The sequence below is a fragment of the Clostridium sulfidigenes genome (assembly GCF_000732635.1).
Taxonomy (GTDB): Bacteria; Bacillota; Clostridia; order Clostridiales; family Clostridiaceae; genus Clostridium_J; species Clostridium_J sulfidigenes.
In genome coordinates this window covers 1-14,631 of record NZ_JPMD01000056.1, presented here as the reverse complement: position 1 = coordinate 14,631, position 14,631 = coordinate 1, and the positions used below count along the sequence as shown (strand labels likewise).

Sequence of the window (14,631 nt, the reverse complement as noted above, 5' to 3'; positions counted from 1 at the left end):
AAAACTAAAAAGTGAGTTTGGCATTGTAGATTTTAAATATTGGAGGATGGAACAATATGATTGAAGCAAAATTTTATTATAAAAATGAAAATGCACCAAAACCTAATAAGCCAAACCATATAGGTGCCTGTGCAATTATTAAGTATAATAATAAAATATTATTAGAAAAAAGAGCAGATAGTAACCGTTGGGCACTAATAGGCGGAGGTTTGAAAATTGATGAAAGTTTAGAAGAAGGAATAATTAGAGAAATTAATGAAGAAACAGGAATTATAATATCAGAAGAGTCTTTGGGCTTTTGGAAAATGTTTTCTGACCCATCTAGAATCGCTGCATATCCAGATGGAAATATTGTTAGAATAACATCTGCTGCTTATATAATAAATTTAACAGAGAATCATAAATTGATATGCAGTGATGAATCGGAAGAATTGAAGTATTTTACTTACCAAGAGCTAGAAAAATTAAATATTGCTGAAACACATAGACATATAATTAATGAGTATTTTTCATCAATGATAAGTTAACTTTATAATTAAAAATATTTTTAGAATATGCTGTAATTAAAGTTTATAGTTACTGAACTAATGTAAATAAAGAGGCTGAATTTACAGAAGATTATAAATTGATGCTCAATAGTAGTATATTGTGTAACTAATGAATAACTACAAAATATATTTTGTAGTATCAAAGGGAGGTATCAATAATGAAAATAGTTTTTATGGGAACTCCTGATTTTGCAGTTCCCTCATTGAAGAAAATGATAGAGAAATATAATGTAAGTTCGATTGTAACACAACCTGATAAACCAAGTGGAAGAGGGAAAAAGGTAGCAATTTCACCAATCAAAGAGGTAGGACTATCGAATGAAATTCCAATTTTTCAGCCAGAAAAAATAAGAACAGACTTTGTAATTATTGATAAATTAAAAGAAATAAATCCTGATTTTATTATTGTTGTAGCATATGGTCAAATCTTAACTAAGCAAATACTTGACATACCAAGACTCGGATGTATTTGTCTACATGCATCTTGCCTCCCAATGTATAGGGGGTCAGCACCAATAAATTGGAGTTTAATAAATGGTGAAACAAAAACTGGAAATACAACTATAATAATGGATACTGGTATAGATACGGGTGATATGCTTATGAGAAGTGAGTTTGACATATCTGAATCTATGACAGCAGGAGAATTGTACAATTTATTAAAGGTAAACGGTGCTGAATTGTTAGAGGAAACAATAAATGGAATTACCACAGGTAAAATTTCTGGGGGAAAACAACCGAGTGATGGAAGTTCTTATGTACAGATGTTAAACAAGCAAATGGCAAAGATTAATTGGAATGACAGTAGCATTAATATACATAATTTAATAAGAGGATTGAGTTCTTGGCCATATAAAAATATAAACTCATGGCCAACTGCCCATACTTATTATAAAGATATTCCAATTAAAATATTCAAATCCAAGTCATTAGAGGCAAATATTATTAAACCACCTGGTTATATCATAGATGCGAATAATGAAGGAATTACAGTCGCCACCAATAACGGTATTCTGATTATAGAAATATTACAGTTTCCAGGGGGGAAACCTCTTGAGGTAAAAGAATTTTTAAAAGGAAATAAAATAGAAAAAGGCATTGTGTTATCATAATTAATTAATAGTCCATATAGGACTACAATATTATGATTATTGGTTCGTAATATTCTTATTTTCAGAGTTATAAATAAAATTATCAACTTGTTTTATAATATTTAAAATTTATAAAAGTGGCTACTTCCAAAGGAAAGTAACCACTTGATTTTTATAAATATTTCTTTAGATCTTCAAGAGACTCCATATCAAAAATTTCTGTACCTATATGCTCTATTACATCTCCAGATAAATTCCTAATTTTTTCTTTATATTCGTCTGGTAATATTTTGAATTTCTTCATAAGTAGTTTAATTAATAGCTCAGCCTTGCCTTTTTCTAAACCTTCTTCTTTACCTTCATTATATATCATCTTACCAACTTCAGTCATACCAACAACCTCCTTAAATCTTTTCTTAGATAATTCATCACCAAACTTATCGAACAGAGCATATAGTAATGTTAAGCATTTATTTTTATCTGTATATGATTTTATTTCATTAGCAATTTCTATACTCTCTAAAGTAATTTCACTTTTAGATTTTATACTGCTCATAAGAGGGATAAAGCTAAGAGTTATTATATCCTGTTCTGTTAATTCTATATTATTATCAACTTTATATCTTATAGTATTTAATTTGCTATCACCATCTAAGTTTTTCATATAAAAGGCTTCCACTTTATATTGTATGCTTCCACAATCTAAGTATGTAGGGGCTTCTTTTATATCTGATGAATATACTACTAGAGTTCTTATGTTTCTTTTACTTTTGTAATACAGAGAAGAGTCGTAGTAAAGAAATCTAGATATATCCTCATTTTTCTTGGTGGTTTGAAACTCAAAGTGGAGATAATCTCCACTATCCGTGTAAAATAGATAGTCCATAGCGTTAGTTTTAATATCAATATTTTTAATCTCAGTTTCAGCGGGTCTACTAATATTAATATCTAAATTAAAAAACTTTGGTGCACCTTCCTTAAATACTTCCATAGCCTTTTTAAAGACTGCATCTTCAATCTTATTATAATCCATACTATATCTCCTTTAAAGTATTTTTGCAATATTTTTAATGGCTTACTCTTATACTTAAATTATTGACACTTACTCAGAAAACATGCACATATGTTCGTTAAAAATTGTGGATTTATATAGATTTTTCAAAACCAAAGGCATATGAAATTACTTTTTCAGAAGAGCGAATGGGTATTATATATGAGAAAGTAGATGGTGAATCCTTGTTGGAGTGGGTTATGAGAACAGGTGAGGTGCAGTATATATGGCAGAATTACATAAGACAATCCTTCAGAATTGGATTATTAATGTACCTAATTATAAGGAGTTTTTAAAATGCAATATAGTAAATTCACCAGTAGCTAATTCGAAGAAGCGAGAAGAAGTATTGCAAATGCTTGATAAACTGAAGGATGGAAATACACTTTGTCATGGTGATTTCCATCCAGGTAATATTTTAATATCGGATGGACATACAATGGCTATAGATTTCATGAATGTATGTCATGGAGATTTTTTATATGATGTTGCAAGAACTGTATTTCTAGTGGAATATACACCTGTGTCCATAGAAGTAGAGGATAGAGAAATGCTTTTACGATTTAAGAAAACATTGGCAGATTTGTATCTTGTGCAAATGAATGTTACAAGAGAAATGATACAGGATTATCTAGCAGTTATTATTGTGGCTAGAGCTGGTGAATGCCCTGAAGAATAGCTAAAATCTAAATTTAATAAATCCTATTTAAAGCATCTCTTTAATGAGGTGCTTTTTCGAATTTTAAGTTAAGGTGTGATAAAGTAATTTTTATAGAGTCCAATTTGAAACCTGCAAAAAACTTCTATCGAAACTTGATGCTTCCCTCTAATATGGGACAGTATGGTAATGAAATCATTTCTATGATAAAGGGAGAGGCAAGATACTATAGTGATAGCTTAAAAAAGGCATTGCAGGAGGAATTTAATTATACAGATTATATTAAAAAAATAAATTCTAAAGTTTATGGAATATATGGAGATAGAGGCCAAAAAGGCTATGTCAATAGAATTAGCGATTTGTGCCTTGATGATAATATTGTTGCAAAAATAAATTTTAGATTTGTTGAGAATTCCTGCCATATGCCAATGATTGAGAATCATGAGATGTTAGCAGATATCATAGAGAGTATTTTAGCTGAATAATAAATTACTTATGCTAAAGAAGTATTTTCTATTAGATTTTATGAAGATAATGTGATTGGTTTTCAAGAAAAACCTGAATCTATAGGAAAGTATTATAAAATCCAAGATAAAGAATTTGATATTAAAAAGATTATATAAGAGTTACAATAAGATAAGGAATCACATTATGCTATGTGGATGTATAATTAGTTAAAAAGTTAGCGTATAAGTGTTAGCTAAATCGAAGTAAAAGTTATCTTTTAAAATAATAATTATAAGGAGGGTTTTTATGATTGATGTAAAGCAACTTACATTAAAGTATCCAAGTGGAAAAGGTGTTTTCGATTTGGACTTTTCTGTGAAAAAAGGGGAAGTCATGGGCTATTTAGGTCCAAATGGTGCTGGGAAAACAACCACAATTCGTGCGTTAATGGGTTTTATGCAGCCAAATAGCGGGGTCTGTACAATAGGTGGACTTGATTGCATAAAAAATGCTACAGAAATTCAAAAAATTCTTGGATACATACCTGGTGAAATTGCATTTCTTAACGATATGAATGGGGATGAATTTCTTAAATTTATGAACGAAATGAGAGGAACAAAGGATACATCAAGACAAAAGGAACTAATGGAAATGTTTGAGATTGAACCAAAAGGTAAAATCAAAAAGTATTCAAAGGGCATGAAGCAAAAAATAGGTATTATTACTGCTTTTATGCATAATCCTGATGTGCTTATTTTAGACGAACCTACTAGTGGACTTGACCCTCTTATGCAAAATCGATTTGTTGAACTTATATTAAATGAAAAGGCTAAAGGCAAAACTATCTTGATGTCAAGTCACATGTTTGAAGAAGTGGAAAAAACCTGTGATAATGTACTAATTATCAAGGATGGCAGAATTGTTAAACAATCCGATGTGCAAACTCTTAAAAACGCTCAACGTAAAGGCTTTAGCATAAAACCTGCCGATGTTTCTACTACTTTAAGTCTTCTTAAGAATAGAGGTTTTGAGGTCAGCATTACAGCTGATAATGCACTTGAAGTTTTCGTAACTGGAGAAAATGTTGATTCTTTCATTAAGACTTTAGCACAATCTACTGTACTGAGTTTTGATGTTAAATATCAATCCCTAGAAGATATTTTCATGCAGTTTTACAGTAAGGAGGATAAATAGCTATGAGTTTTGCATTATTTAAAACTACATTAAAAAAGAACTGGACACTACTCCTTATTTTCTTTGGAGTACTGACTATGTACATGACTATTATGATTTCAATGTATGACCCTAATGATATGGAAGCGCTGACATCCATGCTTAAATTGCTTCCAGAAGATATAATGAAAGCTATGGGTTTCACAAATGTTGTTACAGACCTTACTGGTTATCTTGCAAGCTGGCTTTATGGACTATTAATGTTTGGATTTCCTATGGTTTACTGCATAATTCTCGGAAATAGACTAGTAGCAAGGATGGTAGATAATAGTTCCTTTGTATATCTTATATCTACACCTAATTCAAGATCTAAAATCATAATTACACAAGGTATCTATGCTCTAGTTTCTATTATAGTGCTGTTTATAGCCTTATTTGGAGCAGGTATTATATTTAGTGAAATTATGTTTTCAGGCACCTTGGACATTAGGCAATTTTTAAGTCTAAACTTTACAACAATGCTTGTTAATATGGTTGTAATGATGATTAGCTTTTTCTTCTCATGCTTATTTAATGAAACAAAATTGTCACTTACTTTTGGGGCAGGCATTCCAATAGCATTTCTTCTTATGAATATGCTAGGTGGTGCATCAGCAGATATGGAGATATTGAAAGATCTATCTATTTATGGTTTTTATGATCCAGTAAAATTGGTTCAAGGTAGTGATATATTGGGTATTAATCTTATCTATATTAGTATAATTATTGTTCTTTTCGTTGCTAGTGTGCTGATTTTTAAAAAGAAAAGACTACCATTATAGTTTTTTGAATTAAGAAAGCTGTTTATTTTAAAGCATCTCTATATAGAGGTGCTTTTATACATTTTATTGAAGTTGTGTTATAATAAGTATATCAATAAGAATGTGAAGGAATAATTGTAAATTGTTACGTACTACCATATAAGGGGGTATAAATTTGAGGGATATATTAATATTATTTTTTTATCCATTATCAATAATGTTTTATTGTATAGCAATTTGGGGATATATAAGGCATATAAAGGTTTCCAAGAAACTTAAAAAGCAAAATGATACAGATATAGATAGTAAGGAAACAGTTAGTAAAGAAACTTTAGACGAACTTAAGGTAGCAATTAGATTAATTTTAATTGGTTCTTTAACACCAATAGTACTTGGAATAATTAGAGTATTAATTTTGAATGAATAATTAGAAAAGTTTTTATATTATTATATAGCTATAATTTAAGATTAAATAGTATGAGCCTATGGGGAGAAATCCTTCAAGGCTTCTTTTATTTTAGAGGAATTTATGGTATTTTATAGAATATGTTATCATAAAGCGATGGTTGTGCAAAAGCATATATACAAATGCATTTAAACAACGGAGCTAAAAGGAGGATTGAAGCATGCTAAAAGTGGAGGAACTTCTAAATTTCGATTTAGACCCCATACCTAGATATCTTTTAATGCGTGATGTGTTAAAGCTAGATATTAAAAATGAAGAATTAATAAGTGCTAAAAGCATGGTCATCCAATCAAAATGGGTTAAGGATATTATACAACTTCAGTGGAAAGATGGATCATGGGGACAGTTTCATAGTATGAGTCAATCTTCTCAATCATCAATTACCACAGAACAAGCATTAAGAAGATTATTAATATTAGGACTGGATAAGAATGATGAAGTGATTCAGAGAGCGATTATTTATATGGAGAAATATTTAAATGGAGAATTGACTTTAAGAGACCGTGAGGAGAAAAAACATGACTGGTTTATGTTGACAAGATTGTTTGTAGCAACATGGATATTAATATTTGATTCAACTAATGATTTAGCTAGAGGAATAGCTAAAGATTGGTCAAGAATTATTACCCATGCATTTTTAGAAGATGAATATAACCATAATGCTTATAAAGAAGCATATTATGATATTCACAAATCACCTAAAGAAAAGTATCTGTGGGGATTTGAAAACTTTTATGTTGTGTCTATACTTAATGGAATGTTGTCTAGTCCTATTGAATCGAAATTTTTAGATTATATAATGGAATCACAAAATGGGATATATTATATTTATGATAGATGCTCCAAAATACCTCCAAGTAGCTTTTACTCAAAAATTGCAAGCAGATATATAAATGTACATGAATTATTAAGTAATTATACAGGTGCTAAACCGAAGCTTCAATATTTTGTTGAGTGGGTAAATGACAATATATCTGAAGATGGATTTTGGGATATGGGACAATTGGTTAAGGATAATATTCAATTTCCTTTATCTAATTCATGGAGAGACCATGTTAATAGAAAGATTGACTGTACGGTTAGGATACAAAAAATATTATCAAGGCTAGATAAATAATAATTTGCGGAGGGGTTTTATGGCTAAAGTTAGAGCTATTGTCTTTGATTTATTTGACACATTGCTTCATGATATTAAATTTGATTTTAATTCGGGTTTATCTTATCTACATAAAAATATTTTATCAATAGATACTGATAAAGTTGAATTTCTAGATTATGCAGCTACATTTTGGAAAGAACTTTATGATAAAAGAAGCGAGGATAATTCAGAACTGGCATTTGAAGATGAACTTTTAGATTTTAAAAATAAATATAGGCATGTTAGATAAATTGTAGTGATCACTGATAATGATATATAAGCAAGAGTGAATAATGCTTTAATGAGAATCTCAAAAATATGGATTTACTAGATAAAAAGATAACTAATTATATTGTATATGAGGGTGATTATATGAACTATAAAATTGTGAAAATAGATGCACGGAATTATTCTTTATTTGATGATATGATATATTGGAGAATGAACGGTAGTGAAAGATTACCATTGAAAGAAGCAATTCCGCAAAGTATTATAAATGAATTGTCAAATCCTAATTTGTTTATATATGTGGTTGAAGTGGAAAGACGATATGTTGGTTGGATTTCGTTAATTTATATGCCTAAAGTTGGTAAATATAATGGTTTTGGACATGTTTATGTTGATGAATTATGGATTCATCCTTCATATCGCAGAAATGGGTTTGCCTATGAATTAATGAAAAAGGCAGAGACATTAAGGAAAGAAAAGAATGCTACAGGCATTAGGCTATATGTAGATATTGATAACATTAGTGCACAAAAATTATATGAACAATGTGATTTTAGTGTTTCATGTTCTGCATACTTAATGGAAAAGTAGTTGCGATTATATATATGGAAAGATAAAAAGCCTGTTTCACTTGTGTTTTAATAGATATTTTTATAAAAGAGGAGATGATTTGTTATGAAAATAAATATATTTATATATTCAAATATTAGGAGAGTGACAATACTTTAGTCCTCTCTAAAACGGAGGATATTATGATTAAACAAAAAATTGATAATGTGACTTTTATTTTAAATGAATTTCGTAACCTTTCTTTTCTATCAAAATACGGAAAAGTATTTTGTGTTTTTGACCAAAATGATTCTGGTAATATAAGTTTTGGTGTAGTAAATGACAAGATAAAATATTTTGTGAAAATTGCGGGGACAAAGACAATAGAATCTTCTATACAACCTAAAGATGCTGTCGAAAACCTGAAAAATGCAATGAGATTATATGATGAATTAAAACACCCACATTTGATAGAATTACTTGAACACTATGAATTAGATGATTTGTATATAGCAGTATTTAAGTGGTCAGATGGTGAGTGTCTATTCGACCATTGGAATTTCGAAAAATATTCAAAAAATCCACAGCTAAGGTCACCTAAATCAAAATTTAAACAACTTTCCATTGAAAAAAGGATAAAATCAGTGAATACCATTTTTGAGTTTTTATCATTTGTAGAATCAAAAGAACATGTTGCAGTTGATTTTTATGATGGTAGTATCATATATGATTTTGCAAATGACATTACAACAATCTGTGATATTGATTTTTTCAGACCAAATCCAACATATAATGATATGGGAAAAGATTTTTTTGGCACCAAAAGGTTTAAATCACCTGAAGAATATATTTATGGTGCTAAAATTGATACAGTCACAAATGTTTATACTTTAGGAGCGTTAATATTCCATTTTTTCGGTAGTTATACAGATGAGGATATTAATAAGATGTATAAGAATAATAGTTTTTATCCTTGCGAGTTAGAAAGTTGGCAATTGAATAAAGAGCTATATGATATCGTAATTAAATCCATAAATATTGATAGGTCTAAAAGATATAATTCAATTGTTGATTTTTATATTGGATGGAACAAAGCATTAAGGACATTATAAACACAATCTTATGGAACATAAGATTAAGTAAAGGTTATTTATACAATATTTTTTAATAGATTATAATTCAATAAAAAGAAACTAGGAGGTTTGTCATGACGCAGAAGAAATATTGGAATACTGTCGCAGAAAAAAAAAGATTTTACAACACCTTTTCACTTTGAAGAGTTTGCTAAATTTGTTAATAAGGAAGGTATTATTCTAGACGTAGGTTGTGGTTATGGAAGAACATTAGAACAGTTAAATCTAGAAGGGTACGGCAATTTAATAGGAATTGACTTCTCAGAGAAAATGATCCAACGAGGAAAGGAGAAATATCCTCATTTAGATTTGAGGGTAATGCAAGGAGATAAGATTGAATTAGATAGTGAAAGTTGTGATGCGGTTATTTTATTTGCAGTGCTAACGTGTATTGTTAACGATAAAGAACAGATAGCCTTGCTAAAAGAAATAAAGCGTGTTTTGAAACCTAATGGGATTCTGTATATCAATGATTTCTTACTAAATACAGATGAACGCAATATAGAACGTTATAAGTTATTTCAAGATAAATACCAAAAATATGGTGTGTTTGAATTACCTGAAGGTGCTGTAGTTAGGCATCACGATATAAAATGGATTGATCAATGTTTGCAGCCATTTGATAAATTGATTTTAAATCAGGTAATATATACAACTATGAATGGAAATAAATCAAACGGTTATTATTACTTAGGTAGAAAAAGAGGATAATCATAAAGGACTCCTCCTTGGATATATTTTGAGATAGATATTAATATATTCATCGTAAGGGCGGGAATCCTTCAAGGCTTATTTATTTACATACATTTTATTGCAATCATGTTATAATGAGTATATATGCTCATTAGGGTAAATGAATAATTGGAGAATGCTACTTATTAGTTTTTCGTATTTAAATAAGAATTTATGAAAGGGTTTAATTTTTATGATGAATGGAATTTTTAAAGATACCATGGCAAATATGAAGTGGACTGAGATACAAGATTTTGTTGATAAAAATGCAATTGTTTTATTGCCAATGGGGGTGATTGAGGAGCATGGTCCACAATTATGCTTAGGAACAGATATATATACTGCTCATATATATTGCCTAGCTATAAAAGAAAAACTTGAAAAAAAGGGACATGTAGTTGTTATTGCCCCACCTTTTTATTGGGGTGTTTGTCAATCAACAGGTGGCTTTATAGGGTCTTTCCATATACGAAAAGAGACTGCAAAAGCATTAGTTTCAGACATTTTATTATCATTGTCAGAGTTTGGTTTCAATAATGTTTTTGGGGTTAATGCACATGGAGACATTGACCATAACCTTGCCATTATAGAAGCGTTTAGGGAAGCCAATGAGCAATTTCATATCAATGCTTGCTACACTTTTGATGAATTGAGGTTTCCACACTTTGGCCTTAAGTTAGACGAACCCTATTTATGTCCAATAAAACAACAAACAATTAATGTAACCAAGGCAGAAGTCCCTGATGTGCATGGTGGAGATATTGAAACAGCTATTATATATGAGTTTTATCCAACTCTAGTGGATGTTGAAAAAGCAAAGTCTTTACCTCCAGTTACCTTAGATGATAGCAGTGGTGTAGCATGGTTGTTTGGCGGTCACATAAAAGAACTTTCAGCGGAAGGTTATTTAGGCTCTCCTGCTGATTTTGAAAATGTTGAAGTTCAAAATAATGTTGAGGATTATGCTTATAGAATATCAGAAGCAATATTAAGACGAATAGTATAAGGATGGTATTGAATTTAATGACTTTGATTAATAATCAAAAATGTTTATGATAAAATTATAGGATTAATAGACATAGAAATGAGAGTGAAAAAGGAACAGTTTGTTATAATTCTAATGAATTAGACGGCGTTATATGGCATTTGTCAGTTTTACCTGAATTTAGAAAATTAGGCACTGCAACCTTGTTGTTAAATGAAGCAATAAACAGGATGGAAAACAGAGGCATAAAGAAACTTGAAGCATGGACAAGAGATGATATATGGTTAAATGATTGGTATAAAAATATAGGAAATAGAACTGATGGTTATATAGCTCTTATTTTAGAGTGCAAAAATGATATAAGTGAATAATTGTATATTATTATTAATAATACATAAAATATAACTGAGAGGTGGATATTATATGAAAAAGTTTATTTTAATATTATTAATTTTAGTAACTATTATATTGGGTACATCTATTACAACTTATGCATCTTCACGAAATATGTACAAAGAGGGTTTTTATAAAATATCGGATTTTAATCATTCAAAAGATGGTTCTTACCATGTTGAAAATATATCAGCATATAGTGTTTCTGTTATTGTTTTTAATGAAAATAATATTAAAACACAAGTCTTATATCTAGAACCTAAATCACCAAGACATTATTTAGTTTCTCTTAAATCTGAATATAAAATCGTAATAGTTGGTGACGGTGAAGTACATATTGATGCAGGCATAAAATAATGCAATCCTATATTTTTTATATAATTATTATACTTATCATTAAATGGTTTTGATTTTAAATCAAAGCTGTTTATTTTAGAGCATCTCTATATAGAGGTGCTTTTTACATATACATACACTTTATTGTAGTCATGCTATAATAAGTATTATATTTATGATTGAAAATGAAATGTTTTAGGAAATTACATCCAAATTAATTTTAGGGAGGTATTTTATGTATCAATATTATAAAGGATTGATTATTAGAGAAGGAGCAGATGGGATTAAGGGGGATATCATTAAAAAAATGTACAATGAAGTTGGTTGGGTGTCTGCAAGTCAACCGTTATGGCTAGATGAAAAGTATGAAATCTGCTTTAAAAATTCATCATGGGTTTTCACTGTATGGGATAAGGAAGATATGATAGCTATGGTAAGGGTTGTATCAGACAGAGTCATGACAGCAACAATCCAAGACCTGGCTGTAAAAGAAGAGTATAGAGGAAAAGGCATAGGTAAAAAACTTGTGGACTTGTGTTTAGAAAAGTTACCCCATGGAAATTGGTGGGTGCATACTACTCCAGAAAATTATGATTTCTATAAGAAGTGTAGATTTGAGATTCCTCAAATATCTGATAGTTCATCAATGATATATATGGGATATATTAAGGCTAAATTAGAAGGACATAGGTGAGGATGTGGAAGATAGTGTTAAGAAATAAGGGGAATACTAGAAGCAAATAATAGATGATTATGAAAATCTAGCTAATTACGAACTAGAACTTAATAGTATAGCAGAACAATTTACTAGCATAGAAGAAATATTACCAATAATCATTAATAATGATAAATCAAAAATTATATTTAGTGATAATGAAAATGATGAATATTTCAATTCATTTGTAGAGGTTTTTAGGAAATACGATCAAATAGTAAGGGATTGGAGTATTAATATAGATGCTGAAGAAGTTTATGGTTACCCTAGTATAGATGATTTGAAAGGATTGCTCAATGACTTAAATCAGTACTATGATTTATTCTGTTTAGAAGAAAAGGAAAATGAAATGGACAGATATAACATGGTTATTAGTCTTCTTAAAATCACATAATATAAGTGCTTATAATTTATATTTAGGAGGTAAGAACATGAGAAAACTTTCAGAAGCAGAAGTACTATCTTTAACATCTCTTTTGAAGATGGAACAAGATGGATTAATTGTACAAAGAGCAGTGAATGCACTAATAACAGATGAAAATCTAAAAAGACAAGGTGAATCTAGCACGCTAGCATGCGAGGGTAGGATAAAAGGATTACAACAATTTATCACCGAAAATCAAGTAACAGTTCCAGGGGAGGTATAATGGAATGGCAAATTTAGTTGGAAACCTAATTAAAAACAACATTAACATCAATGATGAAGTTATATCTACAAATATGCTTTCTTCTGGAAAAGCTGCAGCTGACGCTTATCTTAATGCTACATTAACAAGCAGTACTCCAGAGTTAAGATCCATATATTCTTCTGGTTTAAGTCAAATAGTTGGAGGGCACACTGCTCTTACAGAACTAGCTGTAAACAAAGGTTGGGCTAAACCTTACAATTCACCTATGCAACAATTGACTGATACCTATAATGAATCAAAAACTGTAACTGATCAAACTGAATAATAACTTAAAAATCTATTATAATTAATTGTAAGGGGCTGTTACACAATAGAAAGTAATTTCTAGGTGGGACAGCACCTCTTATTTTTTGTATATAAAAGAGGTAGTTACCATTGTAATTACTAGAAGAGTTATACTTACAAATGAAAAAAATATATTATAACTCTTCAGCATTCTGCATAGTTTACTGCATAGTAATAACTGAAAAATATACTTGGTGTAGATTGTCAACTACTTTTAATTATAAATCAACACTTGGAGCAAATAATAAATGATAATAACAATAAAAGGACACCCTATTGGGTCCCTTTATCAATAAATATTTGACCATTACCAACTATAACAATTCTATATTCAGGCTTAAGAGGAATTAAATTATACTTAGCAGACTTAGGTTCAAGACGAAGAGATTGTATTATAAGTTGATTTTCATCATAAAGAGTAAGAAAAACACTTTCATTTGCTGAAACATTTTGAACTATATAAGATTCATTTGGGGATACATTGAAATCAGTTGCTTTATAAACACCTTCTGTAAATATATTTTCAGCAAATACACATGTAGAAGTAAAAGTATTTAATACCAATATAATTAAAATTATAAATATAACAGTAAATCTTTTCATGCCACAGCCTCCTTTCATCTTTAGTTTGTGTAATGGAGCTAGTAATATGCAGATTTGCAACTTAGGAAAATAAATTAATCAGTATAAATAAGTTTTGAACACAATTAATGCATATTTTAATTGCATTATAATATTTTACATTAATAAATCTATAGATTAATATTTAATAAACTTTGATATGAGCATCTCTTTTTAGAGGTGTTTTTTGTATATTGGTACATTTTATTGTAAATGTGCTATGATAAGTATTATAATTATGATTGTAAATGAATAATTGTGTTATAGTGCATAACATTGTAGATTTTAAATATTGGAGGATGGAACAATATGATTGAAGCAAAATTTTATTATAAAAATGAAAATGCACCAAAGCCTAATAAGCCAAACCATATAGGTGCCTGTGCAATTATTAAGTATAATAATAAAATATTATTAGAAAAAAGAGCAGATAGTAACCGTTGGGCACTTATAGGCGGAGGTTTGAAAATTGATGAAAGTTTAGAAGAAGGAATAATTAGAGAAATTAATGAAGAAACAGGAATTATAATATCAGAAGAGTCTTTGTTCTTTTGGAAGATGTTTTCAGACCCATCAAGAATCGCTGCATATCC

The 14,631-nt window shown here is 29.5% G+C and carries 21 protein-coding genes; 19 read left to right on the top strand and 2 right to left on the bottom strand.

Annotation, left to right across the window (positions count from 1 at the left end):
- Positions 1-56 precede the first annotated feature (56 nt).
- Together IO99_RS17460 and fmt are read left to right on the top strand one after the other, a co-directional pair.
- Positions 57-527 (top strand): NUDIX domain-containing protein, encoded by a 471-nt coding sequence (locus IO99_RS17460; protein ID WP_035135722.1) that lies wholly within the window; start codon positions 57-59, stop codon positions 525-527.
- A 179-nt stretch (positions 528-706) separates the two neighbouring features.
- On the top strand, positions 707-1,660 hold the full coding sequence (gene fmt, locus IO99_RS17455) for a methionyl-tRNA formyltransferase (RefSeq protein ID WP_035135720.1): 954 nt from the start codon (positions 707-709) through the stop codon (positions 1,658-1,660).
- A 151-nt stretch (positions 1,661-1,811) separates the two neighbouring features.
- On the opposite strand, the gene IO99_RS17450 is transcribed toward fmt, so the two are convergent.
- A complete protein-coding gene (locus tag IO99_RS17450) occupies positions 1,812-2,672 on the bottom strand; it encodes a DUF4351 domain-containing protein (RefSeq protein WP_035135717.1) in 861 nt (286 codons plus the stop codon).
- A 244-nt stretch (positions 2,673-2,916) separates the two neighbouring features.
- Between IO99_RS17450 and IO99_RS17445 the strand changes: the two genes are divergently transcribed.
- The 16 genes from IO99_RS17445 to IO99_RS17370 all read left to right on the top strand — a co-directional run bounded on the left by IO99_RS17445 (position 2,917) and on the right by IO99_RS17370 (position 13,397).
- Positions 2,917-3,369, top strand: a complete 453-nt coding sequence (locus tag IO99_RS17445) for an aminoglycoside phosphotransferase family protein (protein WP_035135715.1) — start codon at positions 2,917-2,919, stop codon at positions 3,367-3,369.
- Positions 3,370-3,473: 104 nt separating this feature from the next.
- The gene (locus tag IO99_RS17440) at positions 3,474-3,833 is read left to right on the top strand and encodes a hypothetical protein (RefSeq protein WP_051824297.1); all 360 of its coding nucleotides are present in this window, start codon (positions 3,474-3,476) and stop codon (positions 3,831-3,833) included.
- A 268-nt stretch (positions 3,834-4,101) separates the two neighbouring features.
- Positions 4,102-4,989 (top strand): ABC transporter ATP-binding protein, encoded by an 888-nt coding sequence (locus IO99_RS17435; protein ID WP_035135713.1) that lies wholly within the window; start codon positions 4,102-4,104, stop codon positions 4,987-4,989.
- A gap of 2 nt (positions 4,990-4,991) precedes the next feature.
- Complete coding sequence (locus IO99_RS17430; protein WP_035135711.1) at positions 4,992-5,789, top strand: ABC transporter permease subunit; 798 nt, start codon at positions 4,992-4,994, stop codon at positions 5,787-5,789.
- 154 nt (positions 5,790-5,943) lie between these two features.
- A complete protein-coding gene (locus IO99_RS17425) occupies positions 5,944-6,195 on the top strand; it encodes a hypothetical protein (RefSeq protein ID WP_035135709.1) in 252 nt (83 codons plus the stop codon).
- 199 nt (positions 6,196-6,394) lie between these two features.
- Positions 6,395-7,351 (top strand): hypothetical protein, encoded by a 957-nt coding sequence (locus tag IO99_RS17420; RefSeq protein WP_035135707.1) that lies wholly within the window; start codon positions 6,395-6,397, stop codon positions 7,349-7,351.
- Between the two features lie 19 nt (positions 7,352-7,370).
- Positions 7,371-7,622: a hypothetical protein gene (locus IO99_RS17415; protein WP_035135705.1), complete on the top strand. Its 252-nt coding sequence runs from the start codon at positions 7,371-7,373 to the stop codon at positions 7,620-7,622.
- A gap of 122 nt (positions 7,623-7,744) precedes the next feature.
- The gene (locus IO99_RS17410) at positions 7,745-8,191 is read left to right on the top strand and encodes a GNAT family N-acetyltransferase (RefSeq protein ID WP_198028607.1); all 447 of its coding nucleotides are present in this window, start codon (positions 7,745-7,747) and stop codon (positions 8,189-8,191) included.
- A 161-nt stretch (positions 8,192-8,352) separates the two neighbouring features.
- Entirely contained in the window at positions 8,353-9,261 is a 909-nt protein-coding gene (locus IO99_RS17405) for a protein kinase family protein (RefSeq protein WP_035135702.1), read from the top strand.
- Positions 9,262-9,372: 111 nt separating this feature from the next.
- On the top strand, positions 9,373-9,993 hold the full coding sequence (locus IO99_RS17400; protein ID WP_341349108.1) for a class I SAM-dependent methyltransferase: 621 nt from the start codon (positions 9,373-9,375) through the stop codon (positions 9,991-9,993).
- A 214-nt stretch (positions 9,994-10,207) separates the two neighbouring features.
- The gene (locus IO99_RS17395) at positions 10,208-11,020 is read left to right on the top strand and encodes a creatininase family protein (protein WP_051824295.1); all 813 of its coding nucleotides are present in this window, start codon (positions 10,208-10,210) and stop codon (positions 11,018-11,020) included.
- A gap of 140 nt (positions 11,021-11,160) precedes the next feature.
- Positions 11,161-11,370, top strand: a complete 210-nt coding sequence (locus tag IO99_RS17390) for a GNAT family N-acetyltransferase (protein WP_051824293.1) — start codon at positions 11,161-11,163, stop codon at positions 11,368-11,370.
- A 52-nt stretch (positions 11,371-11,422) separates the two neighbouring features.
- Positions 11,423-11,749 carry a hypothetical protein gene (locus tag IO99_RS17385; protein ID WP_035135700.1) on the top strand — a complete coding sequence of 109 codons (327 nt, stop codon included), beginning with the start codon at positions 11,423-11,425 and terminating at the stop codon, positions 11,747-11,749.
- Positions 11,750-11,963: 214 nt separating this feature from the next.
- A complete protein-coding gene (locus IO99_RS17380) occupies positions 11,964-12,422 on the top strand; it encodes a GNAT family N-acetyltransferase (protein WP_035135698.1) in 459 nt (152 codons plus the stop codon).
- A gap of 452 nt (positions 12,423-12,874) precedes the next feature.
- Positions 12,875-13,090: a hypothetical protein gene (locus IO99_RS17375; protein ID WP_035135696.1), complete on the top strand. Its 216-nt coding sequence runs from the start codon at positions 12,875-12,877 to the stop codon at positions 13,088-13,090.
- 4 nt (positions 13,091-13,094) lie between these two features.
- Complete coding sequence (locus IO99_RS17370) at positions 13,095-13,397, top strand: spore coat protein (RefSeq protein ID WP_035135694.1); 303 nt, start codon at positions 13,095-13,097, stop codon at positions 13,395-13,397.
- A 293-nt stretch (positions 13,398-13,690) separates the two neighbouring features.
- Here the strand turns inward: IO99_RS17370 and IO99_RS17365 are convergent, their stop codons facing one another.
- Positions 13,691-14,020 (bottom strand): hypothetical protein, encoded by a 330-nt coding sequence (locus IO99_RS17365; protein WP_035135692.1) that lies wholly within the window; start codon positions 14,018-14,020, stop codon positions 13,691-13,693.
- A gap of 327 nt (positions 14,021-14,347) precedes the next feature.
- Here IO99_RS17365 and IO99_RS17360 point away from each other — a divergent pair.
- The coding region (locus IO99_RS17360; RefSeq protein ID WP_156964393.1) for an NUDIX domain-containing protein at positions 14,348-14,631 on the top strand (284 nt) is incomplete at its 3' end.

What these genes read in the sequence shown, in the direction of transcription:
- IO99_RS17460 (WP_035135722.1), top strand. Translation starts at nt 57, where the DNA reads ATGATTGAAGCAAAATTTTATTATAAAAATGAAAATGCACCAAAACCT.
- fmt (WP_035135720.1), top strand. Translation starts at nt 707, where the DNA reads ATGAAAATAGTTTTTATGGGAACTCCTGATTTTGCAGTTCCCTCATTG.
- IO99_RS17450 (WP_035135717.1), bottom strand. Translation starts at nt 2,672, where the DNA reads ATGGATTATAATAAGATTGAAGATGCAGTCTTTAAAAAGGCTATGGAA.
- IO99_RS17445 (WP_035135715.1), top strand. Translation starts at nt 2,917, where the DNA reads ATGGCAGAATTACATAAGACAATCCTTCAGAATTGGATTATTAATGTA.
- IO99_RS17435 (WP_035135713.1), top strand. Translation starts at nt 4,102, where the DNA reads ATGATTGATGTAAAGCAACTTACATTAAAGTATCCAAGTGGAAAAGGT.
- IO99_RS17430 (WP_035135711.1), top strand. Translation starts at nt 4,992, where the DNA reads ATGAGTTTTGCATTATTTAAAACTACATTAAAAAAGAACTGGACACTA.
- IO99_RS17420 (WP_035135707.1), top strand. Translation starts at nt 6,395, where the DNA reads ATGCTAAAAGTGGAGGAACTTCTAAATTTCGATTTAGACCCCATACCT.
- IO99_RS17415 (WP_035135705.1), top strand. Translation starts at nt 7,371, where the DNA reads ATGGCTAAAGTTAGAGCTATTGTCTTTGATTTATTTGACACATTGCTT.
- IO99_RS17410 (WP_198028607.1), top strand. Translation starts at nt 7,745, where the DNA reads ATGAACTATAAAATTGTGAAAATAGATGCACGGAATTATTCTTTATTT.
- IO99_RS17405 (WP_035135702.1), top strand. Translation starts at nt 8,353, where the DNA reads ATGATTAAACAAAAAATTGATAATGTGACTTTTATTTTAAATGAATTT.
- IO99_RS17395 (WP_051824295.1), top strand. Translation starts at nt 10,208, where the DNA reads ATGATGAATGGAATTTTTAAAGATACCATGGCAAATATGAAGTGGACT.
- IO99_RS17385 (WP_035135700.1), top strand. Translation starts at nt 11,423, where the DNA reads ATGAAAAAGTTTATTTTAATATTATTAATTTTAGTAACTATTATATTG.
- IO99_RS17380 (WP_035135698.1), top strand. Translation starts at nt 11,964, where the DNA reads ATGTATCAATATTATAAAGGATTGATTATTAGAGAAGGAGCAGATGGG.
- IO99_RS17375 (WP_035135696.1), top strand. Translation starts at nt 12,875, where the DNA reads ATGAGAAAACTTTCAGAAGCAGAAGTACTATCTTTAACATCTCTTTTG.
- IO99_RS17370 (WP_035135694.1), top strand. Translation starts at nt 13,095, where the DNA reads ATGGCAAATTTAGTTGGAAACCTAATTAAAAACAACATTAACATCAAT.
- IO99_RS17365 (WP_035135692.1), bottom strand. Translation starts at nt 14,020, where the DNA reads ATGAAAAGATTTACTGTTATATTTATAATTTTAATTATATTGGTATTA.